Annotated in this window: 22 protein-coding genes; 20 read left to right on the top strand and 2 right to left on the bottom strand. The window is 42.9% G+C overall.

What is annotated here, in order from left to right:
• From HMPREF3057_RS04155 to dnaJ, 8 genes are all read left to right on the top strand, one after another.
• Positions 1-385: SHIRT domain-containing protein (locus tag HMPREF3057_RS04155; RefSeq protein ID WP_257370855.1), on the top strand; the 385-nt coding region annotated here is incomplete at its 5' end.
• Positions 386-542: 157 nt separating this feature from the next.
• Complete coding sequence (locus tag HMPREF3057_RS04150; protein WP_000423979.1) at positions 543-863, top strand: PadR family transcriptional regulator; 321 nt, start codon at positions 543-545, stop codon at positions 861-863.
• A complete protein-coding gene (locus HMPREF3057_RS04145; protein ID WP_070696509.1) occupies positions 863-1,438 on the top strand; it encodes a DUF2812 domain-containing protein in 576 nt (191 codons plus the stop codon). The genes HMPREF3057_RS04150 and HMPREF3057_RS04145 overlap by 1 nt, the downstream gene beginning before the upstream one ends.
• Positions 1,439-1,472: 34 nt before the next feature.
• The gene (locus tag HMPREF3057_RS04140; protein WP_008277505.1) at positions 1,473-1,982 is read left to right on the top strand and encodes a DUF2812 domain-containing protein; all 510 of its coding nucleotides are present in this window, start codon (positions 1,473-1,475) and stop codon (positions 1,980-1,982) included.
• A gap of 163 nt (positions 1,983-2,145) precedes the next feature.
• Positions 2,146-3,180, top strand: coding sequence for a heat-inducible transcriptional repressor HrcA (hrcA, locus tag HMPREF3057_RS04135; protein WP_000255746.1), 1,035 nt, complete (start codon positions 2,146-2,148; stop codon positions 3,178-3,180).
• Between the two features lie 26 nt (positions 3,181-3,206).
• Positions 3,207-3,722 carry a nucleotide exchange factor GrpE gene (gene grpE / locus HMPREF3057_RS04130; RefSeq protein ID WP_000046057.1) on the top strand — a complete coding sequence of 172 codons (516 nt, stop codon included), beginning with the start codon at positions 3,207-3,209 and terminating at the stop codon, positions 3,720-3,722.
• A gap of 361 nt (positions 3,723-4,083) precedes the next feature.
• Positions 4,084-5,907 carry a molecular chaperone DnaK gene (gene dnaK, locus HMPREF3057_RS04125; RefSeq protein WP_000034683.1) on the top strand — a complete coding sequence of 608 codons (1,824 nt, stop codon included), beginning with the start codon at positions 4,084-4,086 and terminating at the stop codon, positions 5,905-5,907.
• A gap of 382 nt (positions 5,908-6,289) precedes the next feature.
• Complete coding sequence (gene dnaJ, locus HMPREF3057_RS04120) at positions 6,290-7,426, top strand: molecular chaperone DnaJ (protein ID WP_001066315.1); 1,137 nt, start codon at positions 6,290-6,292, stop codon at positions 7,424-7,426.
• Between the two features lie 26 nt (positions 7,427-7,452).
• Here the strand turns inward: dnaJ and HMPREF3057_RS04115 are convergent, their stop codons facing one another.
• Positions 7,453-7,740: a hypothetical protein gene (locus HMPREF3057_RS04115; RefSeq protein ID WP_000777744.1), complete on the bottom strand. Its 288-nt coding sequence runs from the start codon at positions 7,738-7,740 to the stop codon at positions 7,453-7,455.
• Between the two features lie 9 nt (positions 7,741-7,749).
• A complete protein-coding gene (locus HMPREF3057_RS04110; protein ID WP_070696506.1) occupies positions 7,750-8,160 on the bottom strand; it encodes an HIT family protein in 411 nt (136 codons plus the stop codon).
• A 67-nt stretch (positions 8,161-8,227) separates the two neighbouring features.
• Between HMPREF3057_RS04110 and HMPREF3057_RS04105 the strand changes: the two genes are divergently transcribed.
• The 12 genes from HMPREF3057_RS04105 to HMPREF3057_RS04050 all read left to right on the top strand — a co-directional run bounded on the left by HMPREF3057_RS04105 (position 8,228) and on the right by HMPREF3057_RS04050 (position 18,411).
• Positions 8,228-8,959: an ABC transporter ATP-binding protein gene (locus HMPREF3057_RS04105; protein ID WP_070696503.1), complete on the top strand. Its 732-nt coding sequence runs from the start codon at positions 8,228-8,230 to the stop codon at positions 8,957-8,959.
• Positions 8,956-10,005 carry an ABC transporter permease gene (locus tag HMPREF3057_RS04100; protein WP_070696499.1) on the top strand — a complete coding sequence of 350 codons (1,050 nt, stop codon included), beginning with the start codon at positions 8,956-8,958 and terminating at the stop codon, positions 10,003-10,005. Before HMPREF3057_RS04105 ends, HMPREF3057_RS04100 begins: the two co-directional genes overlap by 4 nt.
• Positions 10,006-10,052: 47 nt before the next feature.
• Positions 10,053-10,847, top strand: coding sequence for a cell cycle regulator CcrZ (gene ccrZ / locus HMPREF3057_RS04095; RefSeq protein ID WP_070696496.1), 795 nt, complete (start codon positions 10,053-10,055; stop codon positions 10,845-10,847).
• Complete coding sequence (gene trmB, locus HMPREF3057_RS04090) at positions 10,844-11,479, top strand: tRNA (guanosine(46)-N7)-methyltransferase TrmB (protein ID WP_001266088.1); 636 nt, start codon at positions 10,844-10,846, stop codon at positions 11,477-11,479. Before ccrZ ends, trmB begins: the two co-directional genes overlap by 4 nt.
• 126 nt (positions 11,480-11,605) lie before the next feature.
• Positions 11,606-12,085 carry a ribosome maturation factor RimP gene (gene rimP, locus HMPREF3057_RS04085; protein WP_038804490.1) on the top strand — a complete coding sequence of 160 codons (480 nt, stop codon included), beginning with the start codon at positions 11,606-11,608 and terminating at the stop codon, positions 12,083-12,085.
• A 42-nt stretch (positions 12,086-12,127) separates the two neighbouring features.
• Positions 12,128-13,264, top strand: coding sequence for a transcription termination factor NusA (nusA, locus tag HMPREF3057_RS04080; RefSeq protein ID WP_000032277.1), 1,137 nt, complete (start codon positions 12,128-12,130; stop codon positions 13,262-13,264).
• A 21-nt stretch (positions 13,265-13,285) separates the two neighbouring features.
• A complete protein-coding gene (gene rnpM / locus HMPREF3057_RS04075; protein ID WP_000857560.1) occupies positions 13,286-13,579 on the top strand; it encodes an RNase P modulator RnpM in 294 nt (97 codons plus the stop codon).
• The gene (locus HMPREF3057_RS04070) at positions 13,572-13,871 is read left to right on the top strand and encodes a YlxQ-related RNA-binding protein (RefSeq protein WP_049485014.1); all 300 of its coding nucleotides are present in this window, start codon (positions 13,572-13,574) and stop codon (positions 13,869-13,871) included. Before rnpM ends, HMPREF3057_RS04070 begins: the two co-directional genes overlap by 8 nt.
• 16 nt (positions 13,872-13,887) lie before the next feature.
• The gene (gene infB / locus HMPREF3057_RS04065; protein ID WP_049520668.1) at positions 13,888-16,674 is read left to right on the top strand and encodes a translation initiation factor IF-2; all 2,787 of its coding nucleotides are present in this window, start codon (positions 13,888-13,890) and stop codon (positions 16,672-16,674) included.
• Between the two features lie 165 nt (positions 16,675-16,839).
• Positions 16,840-17,190, top strand: coding sequence for a 30S ribosome-binding factor RbfA (gene rbfA / locus HMPREF3057_RS04060; RefSeq protein WP_001273599.1), 351 nt, complete (start codon positions 16,840-16,842; stop codon positions 17,188-17,190).
• A 257-nt stretch (positions 17,191-17,447) separates the two neighbouring features.
• Entirely contained in the window at positions 17,448-18,227 is a 780-nt protein-coding gene (locus tag HMPREF3057_RS04055) for a hypothetical protein (RefSeq protein ID WP_001118422.1), read from the top strand.
• Between the two features lies 1 nt (position 18,228).
• On the top strand, positions 18,229-18,411 hold the full coding sequence (locus HMPREF3057_RS04050) for a hypothetical protein (protein ID WP_049479740.1): 183 nt from the start codon (positions 18,229-18,231) through the stop codon (positions 18,409-18,411).
• The last annotated feature ends 117 nt before the right edge of the window (positions 18,412-18,528 follow it).

The following is an 18,528-nucleotide window of genomic DNA, read 5'->3' as shown; positions in this document are numbered from 1 at the left end:
TGTCAGCGGAACGCCAGGAAAAGAACTTCCGCAAGAAGTGAAAACCTTGCTTCCGGCAGACCAAACAAACTTGAAAGATGGAAGTCAAGCAACACCAACGCAACCAAGTCAAACAGAGGTTAAGACTGCAGAAGGCACATGGAGCTTTAAGTCCTATGACAAAGCATCAGAAACCATCAATGGAGCGGATGCCCACTTCGTCGGTACTTGGGAATTTACCCCGGCACCAAATAAAAATTCTGGAAATAATAGCCAACCAGAAGAAGGAAGTAGTCAAACTAAGGCCTTGTTACCAAACACAGGCTCTGCAGTATCTGGTCTTCTTTCAATCATCGGTCTTGCCTTTGCAAGCCTAGCAGTTTTTGTCCTTCGCAAGAAAGACTAAGTCACTCTTAGTAAATGAGAGATTAACTGCTTAATTTCGTAGTATAAGAAGAGAGAACGAGAAATCGTTCTCTCTTTTTCTTGCATTTTATATCGAGATGTGATATAGTTTATATAACGAGGTGCGATATATCAAACTAAATAGGAGGTGTGATTAAATGGAATTAACAGATAAGATCAGGCGTGTTTACCTTCCCATGACTGAAACAGGTTTTTATATCTTGTTTTGTTTACAGAAGGAGAACCATGGATATGGTATCACACAAAAGGTCAAGGAAATGACAGATTCGCAAGTTTCGATTAGTCCTGGAACTATGTATGGGACCTTGTCAAAGATGGAAAAGGATGGCTTGATTTCCTTTGTCCGAGAAGAGGAAAAACGTAAAATCTATCAGATCACAGACTTGGGACGAAAAGTTTTAGATATTGAATTGAAACGTATTGAACGGCTCTACAGAAATAGTCGGGAGGAAGGATGATGGAAAAGAAAATTGTTTACCGAATTTTTACAATTGCGGATTATGAGAGTGAGGCTCTATACTTTAGAGAAATGCATGCTGAGGGCTGGAAACTTAGGAAAGTAAGCTATTCTATCTTATTGTTTGTAGTCAAGTATACCTTTGAAAAGTGTCAGCCTGAGCAGGTGTCTTATCAGTTGGATTTTTACCCGATGGAAAAATCAGAGAGATCCTCCTATTTACAACTATTTAAAGATTGTGGTTGGGAGCATATTACAGACTTTAATAGTTTTTCCTATTTTAGAAAAGCACATTCTGAAATTGAATCGGATTCAGAGTTTGAAATTTATAACGATGCTACTGGGAAGTTAGCTATGGTTAATCGCATTTTAAGACTGCGATTAGTACCTGTTTTACTTTTGCTAGCCATACATATACCATTCTTACTTAAATTGCTCAATAGAAGTAATGCGTATGGTCTATGGAGTTTTCTTGCGGTCGGGCTAGATGTTTTCTGGTCTTTAATCCTTTTGTTAATAGTTGCCTATATTAGCTGGAAGTTATGGCATAAAAAGAAGGAATTATCAGATTTATGATAGGCTAGGTATGCTCAAAATTGGAGGGGAAGTCATGATCAATAAAAAGCAATTTCGGATTTTTACCATTGTTGATTTGGACAAGGAAGAAGAGTATTTGCGTGAGATGCACTTGAAAGGCTGGAGATATAGAACGAGTCGTTTTGGTTTTTTCTATTTTTGCCAATGCCAACCTGACGATGTCATCTACCGTATCTATGATTCTAGATTTCTTAAAAAGTATAAGCATGAACTGCAAGATTTTAGAAATAGCGGTTGGGAATTGATAGAAACAGGTTTTTGTTCAATTCTTCGTAAACCAACTTCTGATATACTTTCAGAGGAGAAAGTCTATATGAGTAAGGGTCTCAGATGGGAAGTTATGCGGTCTAGACTTCGTTCCTGTATAGCCACTTTTTCAGGTGGTCTTGTTGTTTGCATGAGTTTGTATCGAGAAAACTTGTCTCAGTCTTTCTTTATTATTTTCTTTTTATACACTTGCTTAATTTCTTATCTAATCTATGGTTTTTTCAGACTTAAAAGGAAATACCAGGTAGATGAGTAGCAAGGTTCTAGGTCTTCAGACTGATTTTTAGCACTCTTGGTAAAAGAGTGCTAATTTTTTGAGTTTTTATCTTGACATTCTCTTCTAAGGGTGTATAATAGAATCATGAGTTAGCACTTGGGTACATAGAGTGCTAATCGATCGGACAGAGAGGAGTGATGAGATGGTTACAGAGCGTCAGCAGGATATTTTAAATCTGATCATTGACATCTTTACCAAAACGCACGAACCTGTCGGATCCAAGGCGCTACAAGAGTCTATCAATTCTAGTAGTGCTACCATTCGTAATGACATGGCAGCTCTAGAGAAGCAGGGTTTGCTTGAGAAGGCTCATACCTCAAGCGGTCGGATGCCAAGTGTCGCGGGATTTCAGTACTATGTGAAACACTCGCTTGCTTTTGACAGACTGGCTGAAAATGAGGTATACGAGATTGTCAAAGCCTTTGATCAGGAATTCTTCAAATTGGAGGATATCCTGCAAGAGGCTGCTAATCTACTGACAGACCTGAGCGGCTGTACGGTAGTAGCACTGGATGTTGAGCCGAGCAGGCAACGGTTGACAGCCTTTGATATCGTTGTTTTGGGGCAACATACAGCCTTGGCAGTATTTACCCTAGACGAGTCCCGAACGGTTACCAGTCAATTTCTGATTCCAAGGAACTTCTTGCAGGAAGATTTAAATCGCCTCAAGACCTTGATTCAAGAACGTTTCCTCGGTCACACGGTTCTAGATATTCACTACAAGATTCGGACGGAGATTCCGCAGATTATCCAGCGTTACTTCACAACAACGGACAATGTCATGGATCTCTTTGAACACATTTTTAAAGAAATGTTCAACGAAAACATTGTGGTATCGGGCAAGGTCAATCTCTTGAATTTTGCCAATCTAGCGGCCTATCAGTTCTTTGACCAACCGCAAAAGGTGGCTTTGGAGATTCGTGAGGGTCTGCATGAAGATCAGATGCAAAATGTTCGTGTTGCGGACAGTCAGGAATCCTGTCTAGCTAACCTAGCAGTGATTAGCAGTAAATTCCTCATTCCTTATCGAGGTTTTGGAATTCTAGCGATTATCGGTCCAGTCAACCTGGATTACCAGCAATTGGTCAACCAAGTCAATGTGGTCAATCGTGTTTTGACGATGAAGTTGACAGATTTTTATCGCTACCTCAGCAGCAATCATTACGAAGTAAATTAATTTTGAAATCAATAAAGGAGGCGAAAATGGCCCAAGATAAAAAAAACGAAGAAATGAAAGAAGAGGAAGTTGTGGAAACAACTGAAGAAACAACTCCTGAGAAGTCTGAGTTGGACTTGGCAAATGAACGTGCGGATGAGTTCGAAAACAAATACCTTCGCGCTCATGCAGAAATGCAAAATATCCAACGCCGTGCCAACGAAGAGCGTCAAAACTTGCAACGTTATCGTAGCCAAGACCTGGCAAAAGCAATCTTACCATCGCTCGACAACTTAGAACGTGCACTAGCCGTTGAAGGTTTGACAGACGATGTCAAAAAAGGATTGGAGATGGTGCAAGAGAGCTTAATTCACGCTTTGAAAGAAGAAGGAATCGAAGAAATCGCAGCTGACGGTGAATTTGACCATAACTACCATATGGCCATCCAAACTCTCCCAGCAGACGATGAACACCCAGCAGATACCATCGCCCAAGTCTTCCAAAAAGGCTACAAACTCCATGACCGCATCCTACGCCCAGCCATGGTAGTAGTATATAACTAGGCAATTCTGACGGTAGCTAAAGCAACTCGTCAGAAAACGGCAATCGCTATGGCGTCTGCCTAGCCTCCTTACTAACTCGTCGTCGAAATAATATCGATTTCGACTCCTCGTGTCGTAACATAATAGGAAACTTGTCCGAAACGACAATAAACTATGAAGAAAGATAAAAAAGTAGTTCAGCTTTGCAATAGTGAGCGAAGCGAACAAAAGACGATACTCTTCGCCGTGGCGTTATTTGCGCAAACTTTGAGACCTTAGGCTCAAAGTTTAGTCAAAGAGATTGACGAGTCAAGCTCTGACGGCGCCGCCACCTAAGAAGAGTATCAAAAAGAAAGAATATAAAATTTAAGGAGAAAAACACATGTCTAAAATTATTGGTATTGACTTAGGTACAACAAACTCAGCAGTTGCAGTTCTTGAAGGAACTGAAAGCAAAATCATCGCAAACCCAGAAGGTAACCGTACAACTCCATCTGTAGTATCATTCAAAAACGGAGAAATCATCGTTGGTGATGCTGCAAAACGTCAAGCAGTAACAAACCCAGATACTGTTATCTCTATCAAATCTAAGATGGGAACTTCTGAAAAAGTTTCTGCAAATGGAAAAGAATACACTCCACAAGAAATCTCAGCTATGATTCTTCAATACTTGAAAGGTTACGCTGAAGAGTACCTTGGTGAAAAAGTAACCAAAGCAGTTATCACAGTTCCAGCTTACTTCAACGATGCTCAACGTCAAGCAACTAAAGACGCTGGTAAAATCGCTGGTCTTGAAGTAGAACGTATCGTCAACGAACCAACTGCAGCAGCTCTTGCTTACGGTTTGGACAAGACTGACAAAGAAGAAAAAATCTTGGTATTCGACCTTGGTGGTGGTACATTTGACGTATCTATCCTTGAATTGGGTGACGGTGTCTTCGATGTATTGTCAACTGCAGGGGACAACAAACTCGGTGGTGACGACTTTGACCAAAAAATTATCGATCACTTAGTAGCAGAATTCAAGAAAGAAAACGGTATTGACTTGTCTACTGACAAGATGGCAATGCAACGTTTGAAAGATGCGGCTGAAAAAGCTAAGAAAGACCTTTCTGGTGTAACTTCAACACAAATCAGCTTGCCATTCATCACTGCAGGTGAGGCTGGACCTCTTCACTTGGAAATGACTTTGACTCGTGCGAAATTTGATGATTTGACTCGTGACCTTGTAGAACGTACAAAAGTTCCAGTTCGTCAAGCCCTTTCAGATGCAGGTTTGAGCTTGTCAGAAATCGACGAAGTTATCCTTGTTGGTGGTTCAACTCGTATCCCAGCCGTTGTAGAAGCTGTGAAAGCTGAAACTGGTAAAGAACCAAACAAATCAGTAAACCCTGATGAAGTGGTTGCTATGGGTGCTGCCATCCAAGGTGGTGTGATCACTGGTGATGTTAAAGACGTTGTCCTTCTTGATGTGACACCATTGTCACTTGGTATCGAAACAATGGGTGGCGTCTTCACAAAACTTATCGATCGCAACACTACTATCCCAACATCTAAATCACAAGTCTTCTCAACTGCAGCAGACAACCAACCAGCCGTTGATATCCACGTTCTTCAAGGTGAACGCCCAATGGCAGCTGATAACAAGACTCTTGGACGCTTCCAATTGACTGATATCCCAGCTGCACCTCGTGGAATTCCTCAAATCGAAGTAACATTTGATATCGACAAGAACGGTATCGTGTCTGTTAAGGCTAAAGATCTTGGAACTCAAAAAGAACAAACTATTGTGATCCAATCTAACTCAGGTTTGACAGACGAAGAAATCGACCGCATGATGAAAGATGCTGAAGCTAACGCTGAAGCAGATAAGAAACGTAAAGAAGAAGTAGACCTTCGTAACGAAGTAGACCAAGCTATCTTTGCGACTGAAAAGACAATCAAGGAAACTGAAGGCAAAGGCTTCGACGCAGAACGTGATGCTGCCCAAGCTGCCCTTGATGACCTTAAAAAAGCTCAAGAAGACAATAACTTGGACGAAATGAAAGCGAAACTTGAAGCATTGAACGAAAAAGCTCAAGGACTTGCTGTTAAACTCTACGAACAAGCCGCTGCAGCCCAACAAGCTCAAGCAGGAGCAGAAGGCGCACAAGCAACAGGAAACGCAGGAGATGACGTCGTAGACGGAGAGTTTACGGAGAAATAAAATAGTCCAGTGGACTATTTTATCCCGAGCTTTAAAATCAGAAGAGCGAGGGCGTTAAGAATGAGGAATCATTAAAATGATTGTCATTCTACGGCAATCGCTATGGCGACTTGCTAAAAGCCTTACTCGTTCAAAAAAAGTATAATCGACTTTGCTTTTGAATGTCGTAATGATAGGAAGAAATCCAGAGGTTGCAACCCAGCCTCTGTTTTTCGGTAAAAAGGGATGGAACCTGATTTGTTTGGGTTTTGTCTCATCAATATAAAAGAAAGGAATTGAACCCGACCTAAATTCTCGGAAAAAAGAGAAATCTGTCTAGGAGCATCGCTCCAGCGTCAGATTTCCTATTTTTCAGTCGAATTTTACGGTCTTGGTATCTTGTATGAACAATACTGAATTTTATGATCGTCTGGGGGTGTCGAAAAACGCTTCGGCAGACGAGATCAAAAAGGCTTATCGTAAGCTTTCGAAAAAATATCACCCAGATATCAACAAGGAGCCTGGCGCTGAGGAAAAATACAAGGAAGTTCAAGAAGCCTATGAGACTTTGAGTGACGACCAAAAACGTGCAGCCTACGACCAGTATGGTGCTGCGGGTGCCAACGGTGGCTTTGGTGGTGCTGGTGGTTTTGGTGGCTTTGACGGAGCAGGTGGCTTCGGTGGTTTTGAAGATATCTTCTCAAGTTTTTTCGGAGGAGGAGGAGCTTCACGCAATCCAAACGCTCCTCGTCAAGGGGATGACCTCCAGTATCGTGTGAACTTAACCTTTGAAGAAGCTATCTTCGGAACGGAAAAAGAAGTTAAATACAATCGTGAAGCCAGCTGTCGTACATGTAATGGCTCTGGTGCTAAGCCAGGGACAAGTCCAGTCACTTGTGGACGCTGTCATGGTGCTGGTGTCATTAACGTCGATACGCAGACTCCTCTTGGTATGATGCGTCGCCAAGTAACCTGTGATGTCTGTCATGGTCGCGGAAAAGAAATCAAAGATCCATGTACAACTTGTCACGGAACAGGGCATGAAAAACAAGCTCATAGCGTACATGTAAAAATCCCTGCTGGTGTGGAAACAGGCCAACAAATCCGCCTCGCTGGTCAAGGTGAAGCAGGCTTTAACGGTGGACCTTACGGGGACTTGTACGTGGTGGTTTCTGTTGAAGCCAGTGATAAATTTGAACGTGAAGGAACAACTATTTTCTACAAGTTAAATCTCAATATTGTCCAAGCAACTCTTGGAGATACTGTGGAAATTCCAACTGTTCATGGAGATGTTGAATTGGTTATCCCAGAAGGAACTCAGACTGGCAAGAAATTCCGTCTACGTGGCAAGGGAGCACCGAGCCTTCGTGGCGGTGCCGTTGGTGACCAATATGTTACTGTCAATGTCGTGACTCCGACAGGTTTGAACGACCGCCAAAAAGCTGCGCTTAAAGAATTCGCAGCTGCAGGTGACTTGAAAGTCAATCCAAAGAAAAAAGGCTTCTTTGACCATATAAAAGATGCCTTTGAAGGAGAATAAAGTAAAAAGAGCCATCGGGCTCTTTTTTACTTATCCTCAAGCTCCTGTGTTTCTTTTATCACAGCTAGTCTAGTTTGGAAATCTTTTTCCAAGACTTTAAATTTATAGGTTAAATCTTTTTGGTATTCCTTGATAAGGGCTTTTTGTTGGTCGATGATTTGTAGGCTGTTTTGGATGATATCCAAATCATCCTTGATAGCTTGGACGCGGTCAGTTGTATCTAGCACTTCATCCTGAATGGCTTGGCGATTTTTCACGACAAAATAACTTCCAGCTGCAGCTCCTGCGAATAGCAGTAGATTTGATAGTTTCATGGCATCTCCTTAGGCATTTCTAATGGTTTCAGCGACTTGGGCAAGTTTGTCAAAGTCAGGTTCGTGGGCGATAAAGTCAATCTTGAGGTCATCTTCTGCACCGTAGCGAGGTACGAGATGCACGTGAGTATGAAAGACCGTTTGACCAGCAACTTCCTCACAGTTGGCGATGATGTTCATTCCGGCAGCCTTGGTAGCCTTCATGACTTTTTGAGCTACCAGCGGCACTTGGGCAAAGAGTTGGCTAGCACTTGGGGCATCCATCTCCAAAAGATTGCGGTAGTGCTCTTTTGGTACAATGAGGGTGTGTCCAGGCGTTACTTGAGAGATATCAAGAAAGGCAAGAACCTGCTCATCTTCGTATACTTTTGAAGCAGGAATCTCCCCTGCGATAATCTTACAAAAAATGCAATCTGACATAAAATCCACCTCTACTGTATTGAATTTTGATATAATATAGCTACATTATACCAGATTCGGAGAAAATATGTTAGAAATTAAAAACCTGACAGGAGGCTATGTTCATGTCCCTGTCTTGAAAGATGTGTCCTTTACCGTTGAAAGTGGGCAGTTGGTTGGTTTGATTGGTCTCAACGGTGCTGGGAAATCAACGACTATCAATGAGATTATCGGTCTTTTGACGCCTTACAGTGGGGAAATTAAGATTAATGGTTTGACCTTGCGAGAAGATGCGACCAACTACCGCAAGCAGATTGGTTTCATCCCAGAGACGCCTAGCTTGTATGAGGAATTGACCCTCAGAGAGCATATCGAGACGGTTGCCATGGCCTATGGTATTGAGCAAAAAGTGGCTTTTGATCGTGTGGAACCTTTGTTAAAAATGTTCCGCCTGGACCAAAAATTAGACTGGTTTCCTGTGCATTTCTCCAAAGGGATGAAGCAGAAGGTCATGATTATCTGTGCCTTTGTCGTGGATCCTAGCCTCTTTATCGTGGATGAGCCTTTTCTTGGTCTCGATCCCTTGGCGATTGCCGACTTGATTCAGCTTTTGGAAGTAGAAAAGCAAAAAGGTAAGTCTATCCTCATGAGTACCCACGTGCTGGACTCGGCGGAGAAGATGTGTGACGCCTTTGTTATTCTCCACAAGGGGGAGGTGAGGGCTCAGGGGAACCTCCAGCAACTGCGCGAGACCTTTAGCATGCCTGAAGCGAGTTTGAATGATATTTACTTGGCTCTGACCAAAGAGGAGGAGCTATGAAAGACTTGTTTTTAAAGAGAAAGCAGGCTTTTCGTAAGGAGTGTGTCGGTTATCTGCGCTATGTTCTCAATGACCACTTTGTCTTGTTCCTGCTAGTTCTTATCGGTTTTCTAGCTTACCAGTATAGTCAACTCTTGCAAGATTTTCCTGAAAACCACTGGCCTATCCTCTTGTTTTTGGGGATTGTATCTGCCTTGCTTTTGGCTTGGGGAGGAATCGCGACCTACATGGAAGGACCTGACAAGCTCTTTCTCTTAGTCAGTGAAGAGGAGGTTAAGTCTCACCTCAAAGGGCAGACAGTGCGCTCACTGGTCTTTTGGCTCTTTGTCCAAACCCTTTTCTTGCTTTTATTTGCGCCCTTATTTTTAGCCATGGGTTATGGCTTGCCAGTCTTTCTCATCTATGTGCTTTTATTGGGAACTGGGAAATATCTCCTCTTTCGTCAAAAAGCCAGTAAATTTTTTACTGAGACTGGTCTCGACTGGGACTATGTGATTGCCCAAGAAAGCAAACGCAAGCAAGTTTTGCTTCGTTTCTTTGCTCTCTTTACTCAGGTCAAGGGCGTTTCAAATAGTGTCAAACGTCGCGCTTATCTGGATTTCATCCTTAGAACAGTTCAGAAAGTGCCGAGCAAGATTTGGCAAAACCTCTATCTCCGTTCTTACTTGCGAAATGGAGATCTCTTTGCCCTCAGTCTCCGCCTCCTCTTCCTATCCTTGTTAGCTGTGATTTTTATCGAGCAAGCTTGGATAGCGACGGCAGTGGTGGTTCTATTTAATTACCTCTTGCTCTTTCAGTTACTGGCCCTCTATCATGCCTTTGATTACCAATACTTGACCCAGCTCTTTCCGTTAGAAAAAGGGGAGAAAGAGAAAGGGTTGAAACAGATTGTAGTCGGTGTGGGAAGTGCAGTTCTTTTGTTAGAATTGCTGGTCGGAGCAGTGGTTTTTCAAGAAAAAATAGCCTTGTTGGCTCTTGTAGGGGCTAGTCTCTTCCTACAATTGTTTTATTTGCCTTACCAACTAAAAAGATTGGTTGACGAATAGACCAAAAACTAGTAGAATAGTAAGGAAACTTTATACGGAGGAAAGAAATGGACTTGGGTGATAATGAGCTAACGCTGACCCCTATCCCTGGGAAGAGCGGCAAAGCTTATATGGGAAGCTACCCTGATGGGAAGCGCGTCTTTGTAAAAATGAACACCTCTCCAATCCTACCTGGCCTAGCCAGAGAACAAATCGCTCCTCAATTACTATGGACTCGTCGTTTGTCAGATGGCCGTGATATGTGTGCTCAGGAATGGCTGACGGGCAAAATCTTGACCCCTTACGATATGAATCGCAAGCAGATTATTAATATCTTGAACCGCCTTCACCGCTCGCGTCCCTTGATGAAGCAGTTGAGCCGTTTGGGATATACCATGGAAACGCCAGTTGATTTGTTGCGTTCTTGGCAGCAAGGAGTTCCAGAAATCTTGAAGCAGAACCACTATTTGAACAGTGTGATTGCTGAGCTAGGTAAGACGGTTCCAGGTTTTAGGGAAGACCATGCAACGATTGTGCATGGAGATCTTCGTCATAGTAATTGGATTGAGACAGAGAGTGGACTCGTTTATCTAGTGGATTGGGATTCGGTTCGTCTGACGGATCGTATGTTTGATGTAGCGCATTTGCTATGCCACTACATTCCGGATCATCAGTGGCGCCAATGGTTGAGAGACTACGGCTATAAGTACAATCAGACAGTGTTAGATAAATTGTATTGGTATGGTCAGTATTCTTACTTGAACCAGATTGCCAAATACTGTGAAAATCAAGATTTAGACAATGTAAACCGGGAGATTTACGCCTTGCGCGTCTTCCGTGACAAGTATGGAAAGAAGAGATGAGAGTTAGAAATCGTAAAGGGGCGACAGAATTACTAGAGGCCAATCCTCAGTATGTGGTCCTCAATCCCTTGGAAGCTAAAGGGAAATGGCGAGACTTGTTTGGAAATGATCATCCTATTCATGTAGAGGTTGGAAGTGGGAAAGGGGCCTTCGTATCAGGAATGGCCAAGCAAAATCCTGACATCAACTACATCGGGATTGATATCCAAAAGTCGGTATTGAGTTATGCCTTGGATAAGGTATTAGAAGTTGGAGTGCCAAATATCAAATTGCTGTGGGTAGATGGTTCAGATTTGACTGACTACTTTGAAGACGGTGAGATTGATCGTCTCTACCTAAACTTTTCTGATCCCTGGCCTAAAAAACGCCATGAAAAACGTCGTTTGACTTACAAGAGTTTCTTGGATACCTTCAAGCGCATCTTGCCTGAGAATGGGGAAATCCATTTCAAGACAGACAATCGTGGCTTATTTGAGTATAGTCTAGTGAGCTTTTCTCAGTATGGGATGAAACTCAATGGTGTTTGGCTAGACTTGCATGCCAGTGATTTTGAAGGCAATGTCATGACAGAATATGAGCAAAAATTCTCCAGCAAAGGTCAAGTGATCTACCGAGTTGAGGCAGAATTTTAAGAAATAGCTTGAAAACCAGCTGTTTGAGTGCTAATACTTTACATAAATTGACAAACGTGCTATACTGATAGTAAGAATATGAGAAAGAGAGGCGGGGAAATATCTTCGCCTCTTGCTTATGAGGAGGTGGACACAATCGCAACAATCGTAGAATTAGTCAGAGAAGTTGTAGAACCTGTCATCCAAGCGCCTTTCGAGCTCGTGGATATCGAGTATGGAAAGATTGGCAGTGACATGATTCTCAGTATTTTTGTAGATAAACCCGAAGGAATTACCTTGAACGACACGGCAGACCTGACAGAAATCATCAGTCCTGTCCTAGACACTATCAAGCCAGATCCCTTCCCAGAACAATATTTCCTAGAAATCACCAGTCCAGGCTTGGAACGTCCTTTGAAAACCAAGGATGCTGTCGCTGGAGCAGTTGGGAAATACATCCATGTCGGGCTCTACCAAGCCATCGATAAACAAAAAGTCTTTGAAGGAACTTTGGTATCCTTTGAAGAGGATGAGTTGACCATGGAATATATGGACAAGACACGTAAGAAAACCGTCCAAATTCCATACAGTTTAGTATCAAAAGCACGTTTAGCAGTAAAACTATAGAAAAGAAAGGATAGCTTTTGAGGATTCAAAAGTAAAAAGAACATGAGTAAAGAAATGCTAGAGGCCTTCCGCATTTTGGAAGAAGACAAGGGAATCAAAAAAGAAGACATCATCGACGCAGTAGTAGAGTCGCTTCGTTCCGCTTATCGCAGACGCTATGGTCAATCTGATAGCGTAGCTATTGACTTCAACGAAAAAACAGGTGACTTTACAGTTTATACTGTCCGTGAAGTTGTTGATGAAGTATTTGATAGCCGTTTGGAAATCAGCTTGAAAGATGCCCTTGCCATTAATTCAGCCTATGAGCTTGGTGACAAAATCAAATTTGAAGAAGCACCTGCTGAGTTTGGTCGTGTAGCAGCCCAATCTGCCAAACAAACCATCATGGAAAAAATGCGCAAGCAAACACGTGCCATCACTTATAATACTTATAAAGAACATGAACAAGAAATCATGTCTGGTACAGTAGAACGTTTTGACAACCGCTTTATCTATGTCAACCTTGGCAGCATCGAAGCCCAATTGTCAAAACAAGACCAAATCCCTGGAGAAGTCTTTGCTTCCCACGACCGTATTGAAGTCTACGTTTACAAGGTTGAAGATAACCCTCGTGGTGTCAACGTCTTTGTTAGCCGTAGTCATCCTGAAATGATCAAACGCTTGATGGAGCAAGAAATTCCAGAAGTTTACGATGGAACTGTTGAAATCATGAGCGTAGCCCGCGAAGCTGGTGACCGTACGAAAGTTGCCGTTCGTAGCCACAATCCAAACGTGGACGCTATCGGGACAATCGTTGGACGTGGTGGTGCCAATATCAAGAAAATCACCAGCAAATTCCACCCAGCTCGTTACGATGCCAAGAGTGATCGTATGATTCCTGTCGAAGAAAACATCGACGTTATCGAGTGGGTAGCAGATCCAGCTGAGTTTATCTACAATGCTATCGCACCTGCAGAGGTTGACCAAGTTATCTTTGATGAAAATGACAGCAAACGTGCCTTAGTCGTTGTGCCTGATAACAAGCTTTCTCTTGCTATCGGTCGTCGTGGACAAAACGTTCGCTTGGCGGCTCACTTGACGGGTTACCGTATCGATATCAAGTCTGCCAGCGAATTTGAAGCTATGGAAGAAGCAGGTCAAGTGGATTACGCAGCTGCGGACGAATTGATCGAAGAATAAAAGCTGCTAGAGGAGGGAAAGATGAAAACAAGAAAAATCCCTTTGCGCAAGTCTGTTGTATCCAATGAAGTGATTGATAAGCGTGATCTGCTCCGCATTGTCAAGAACAAAGAAGGGCAAGTCTTTATCGATCCGACAGGCAAGGCCAATGGTCGAGGCGCTTATATCAAGCTAGACAATGCAGAAGCCCTAGAGGCAAAAAAGAAGAAAGTCTTTAACCGCAGCTTTAACATGGAAGTGGAAGAAAGCTTTTATGACGAGTTGATCGCTTATGTGGATCACAAAGTGAAAAGAAGAGAGTTAGGACTTGAATAAGCAAAAGATAAGCAATCTCTTGGGACTTGCTCAACGAGCAGGCCGGATCATATCGGGTGAGGAATTGGTGGTCAAGGCTATCCAAGACCAGAAAGCCAAGCTAGTCTTTCTAGCCAATGATGCTGGTCCCAATCTGACCAAGAAGATTCAAGATAAAAGTGACTATTATCAAGTAGAAGTTATAACCGTGTTTTCAACACTGGAATTAAGCATAGCAGTCGGAAAATCGAGAAAGGTTTTGGCTGTGACAGATGCTGGATTTACAAAGAAAATGAGGTCTCTTATGGAATAGAAGAGGAGGACATGATTTGTCTAAGAAAAGATTGTACGAAATCGCAAAAGAACTTGGAAAAGAAAGTAAAGAAGTTGTAGCGCGTGCAAAAGAGTTGGGCTTGGATGTGAAAAGCCACTCATCGAGCGTAGAAGCAGTTGCTGCTGAACAAATCGCAGCTAGCTTTAAACCTGCACCTGCTCCTAAGGCAGAAGCAAAACCTGCAGCACCAAAAGCAAGTGTAGAAAAGAAAGCAGAAAAGCCTGTATCAGCTAAACCAGTAGCCGCTAAGGAAGAAAGTAAATCAGCTACACCTGCAGCTCCTAAAGAAGAAAAAGTAGTGGCCGCAAGACCACAAAGTCGAAACTTCAAGGCGGAGCGTGAGGCGCGTGCCAAAGAGCAGGCAGAGCGACGCAAACAAAACAAGGGCAACAACCGTGACCAACAACAAAACGGCAACCGTCAGAAAAACGACGGCCGTAATGGTGGCAAACCTGGTCAAGGGAACCGCGACAATCGCCGATTTAACGACCAAGGGAAAAAACCACAAGGTCAAGGGAATCGTGGCAATGATCGCCGTCAGCAACAAGACTTCCAGCCAAAACAAGCTGGACCACGTGTTGACTTTAAAGCCCGTGCAGCAGCCCTGAAAGCAGAGCAAAATGCAGAGTACGCACGCTCAAGCGAGGAGCGCTTCAAACAATCGCAAGCTGCCAAAGAAGCCTTGGCTCAAGCTAATAAACGCAAGGAACCAGAGGAAATCTTTGAAGAAGCTGCTAAGCTAGCTGAACAAACGCAGCCAGCAGTAACAGTAGCTCCTGTAGCGAAAGAAGCGCCAGTGGATACACGTCGTAAAAAACAAGCTCGACCAGACAAAGAACGTGACGATTATGATCACGAAGAAGATGGTCCTAGAAAACAACAAAAGAATCGAAGTAGTCAGAATCAAGTGAGAAATCAAAGAAATAGTAACTGGAATAACAACAAGAAAAATAAAAAAGGCAACAAGCAAAACAACCGTAACCAGACTCCAAAACCTGTTACAGAGCGTAAGTTCCACGAATTGCCAACAGAATTTGAGTATACAGATGGTATGACTGTTGCGGAAATCGCAAAACGTATCAAACGTGAACCAGCAGAAATCGTTAAGAAACTCTTTATGATGGGTGTCATGGCCACACAAAACCAATCCTTGGATGGAGAAACCATCGAACTCCTCATGGTGGATTACGGTATCGAAGCCAAACAAAAGGTTGAAGTGGATAATGCTGACATCGAACGTTTCTTTGTCGAAGATGGCTATCTCAATGAAGATGAATTGGTTGAGCGTCCACCAGTTGTAACCATCATGGGACATGTTGACCATGGTAAGACAACCCTCTTAGATACCCTTCGTAACTCTCGTGTAGCGACAGGTGAAGCAGGTGGTATCACTCAGCATATCGGTGCTTACCAAATCGTGGAAAATGGCAAGAAGATTACCTTCCTTGATACACCAGGACACGCGGCCTTTACTTCTATGCGTGCGCGTGGTGCATCTGTTACCGATATTACTATCTTGGTTGTAGCGGCCGACGACGGGGTTATGCCTCAGACTATCGAAGCCATCAACCACTCAAAAGCGGCCAACGTTCCAATCATCGTAGCTATCAACAAGATTGATAAACCAGGTGCCAACCCAGAACGTGTTATCGGTGAATTGGCAGAGCATGGTGTTATGTCAACAGCTTGGGGTGGAGATTCTGAATTTGTTGAAATCTCAGCTAAATTCAACCAAAATATCGAAGAATTGTTGGAAACAGTCCTTCTTGTGGCTGAAATCCAAGAACTCAAAGCAGACCCAACAGTTCGTGCGATCGGTACGGTTATCGAAGCTCGTTTGGATAAAGGAAAAGGTGCGGTCGCAACCCTTCTTGTTCAACAAGGTACCTTGAATGTCCAAGATCCAATCGTTGTCGGAAATACCTTCGGTCGTGTCCGTGCTATGACCAATGACCTTGGTCGTCGTGTCAAGGTGGCTGGACCATCAACACCAGTTTCTATCACAGGTCTGAACGAAGCGCCAATGGCAGGTGACCACTTTGCCGTTTACGAAGATGAAAAATCTGCGCGTGCAGCCGGTGAAGAGCGTGCGAAACGTGCCCTCATGAAACAACGTCAAGCTACCCAACGTGTCAGCCTTGAAAACCTCTTTGATACACTTAAAGCTGGTGAGCTCAAGTCAGTTAATGTCATCATCAAGGCCGACGTACAAGGTTCTGTTGAAGCCCTTTCTGCCTCACTTCAAAAGATTGACGTAGAAGGTGTCAAAGTTACCATCGTTCACTCAGCGGTCGGTGCCATCAATGAGTCTGACGTGACTCTTGCCGAAGCTTCAAATGCCTTTATCGTTGGTTTCAACGTACGCCCTACACCACAAGCTCGTCAACAAGCGGAAGCTGACGATGTAGAAATCCGTCTCCACAGCATTATTTACAAGGTTATCGAAGAGATGGAAGAAGCTATGAAAGGGATGCTTGACCCAGAATTTGAAGAAAAAGTTATCGGTGAAGCAGTTATCCGTGAAACCTTCAAGGTATCTAAAGTGGGAACCATCGGTGGATTCATGGTTATCAACGGTAAGGTTACCCGTGATTCTAAAGTCCGTGTTATCCGTGACGGTGTCGTAATCTATGATGGCGAACTCGCCAGCTTGAAACACTACAAAGACGACGTCAAAGAAGTTACAAACGGTCGTGAAGGTGGATTGATGATTGATGGCTACAATGATATCAAGACTGATGATGTGATTGAGGCCTATGTCATGGAAGAAATCAAACGATAATAGAGAAACGATAGCTCATTTGACTCGTTGTCAACAGCGCCTTGATGAACTTTAGTTCTATCAAAGGCTTGTTTCCTAGATTCAAATGGCTCTAGTTCCTCTATCTAACAGAAATAGCTAGGTCTGCTGGCCTAGCTTTTGGTTCAAAGTAGAGAAAGGAATATCATGGCAAATCATTTCCGTACGGATCGTGTAGGCATGGAAATCAAGCGTGAAGTCAATGAGATTTTGCAAAAGAAAGTCCGTGATCCCCGTGTTCAAGGTGTGACCATCACAGATGTTCAGATGCTAGGTGACTTGTCTGTTGCCAAGGTTTACTACACCATTTTGAGTAACCTTGCTTCAGATAATCAAAAAGCTCAAATCGGGCTTGAAAAAGCAACTGGTACCATCAAACGTGAACTTGGTCGCAATTTGAAATTGTACAAAATCCCAGATTTGACCTTCGTCAAAGACGAATCCATCGAATATGGAAACAAGATTGACGCAATGCTACGCAATCTGGATAAGAACTAATACTCTTCGAAAATCAAATTCAAACCATGTCAGCGTCGCCTTTCCGTACTCAAGTACAGCCTGCGGCTAGCTTCCTAGTTTGCTCTTTGATTTTCATTGAGTATAAGAAAGAGGGGATTCCCCTCTTTTTTCTTGTCGGAGTAGTTTGTTTGCTAATCATCGATATATTGCCCTTGTAAAACGCAGTTTAAAAAATTTGTAAATTTCAAATAGTATGATATGATAAAGCTTGATATAAATGAAAAACGGAGAGATATATGGCTAAACAAGATATAGCTATGCAAGTACTACAACAAGTGGTGAAACTACCCGTAGTCAAAGTTGATCGAGAGAAATTTTTAGTAGAAAAGTTTTCCAAGGAATTAGATCGCAAGGATATTGCAACCTTATTAGAACAAGGGCCAACTTCTTTGTTACCTCAGGAAAGCTTGGACCGAGTGGCAAAGGCCTGTATTAAGGACAATGTCCTGTTAGCCAGTGGAACTTCGGTTTTGGCAGGTTTACCTGGAGGCCTTGTCATGGCGATTACTATTCCGACAGATGTAGCCCAGTTTTACGCTTTCTCGTTAAAGCTAGCTCAGGAACTAGGGTATATTTACGGATTTGATGATCTCTGGGCATCGCGCAATGAGTTAAGCGAGGAAGCTAAAAACACACTCCTACTGTATCTCGGTGTGATGCTGGGAGTAAATGGCGCAGGTGCCCTGCTTCGATCAGGCGGTGTGACAGTAGCCAAGCAAGTCATAAAAGTAGTGAACAAGAAAGCCTTGACAAAAACTCTTTGGTATCCAATTTTAGAAAAAGTTTTGAAAATTTTTGGTGTCAATCTGACAAAAGGAGGCCTAGCTAAAGGGATGGGGAAAGTGATTCCTATCCTAGGTGGAGTCATTTCTGGTGGCTTAACCTTTGCGACCATGAAACCGATGGGAGAAAGATTGCAACAGGAATTGTCCAAGCTAGTCAACTACAATGAAGTGCAATATCAAAGAGACGTTGATACTATCCGAAAAGAGGTCGAAATCATCGAAGGAGAGTAATATGGGATTCATTAAAATTCTGACCAAGACTTACGGGAATTACTTTTTTGTGATGCAAAGCATCAAAGTCCTGAAGAACATGAAAAGAGATGACAATGCTCTAGTAGGTTTCGGGAAAGTACTGCTTGCTGACAAGCTGATGGATGTAGCCCAGTGGCTCGCAAAACCAGATGATAAGGAATAACTTGAAATGAAAGAAACTAGCAGGAACTCTTCTGCTAGTTTTTTAATCTCTTTCCATATGGTATAATATAAGCAGTAAAATCATTTTATACTCTTCGAAAATCTCTTCAAACCACGT

This window comes from Streptococcus sp. HMSC072D05 (assembly GCF_001815805.1).
GTDB lineage: Bacteria > Bacillota > Bacilli > Lactobacillales > Streptococcaceae > Streptococcus.
Note: the sequence above shows the minus strand (reverse complement) of the source record. Positions and strands in the feature narration are given on the sequence as shown.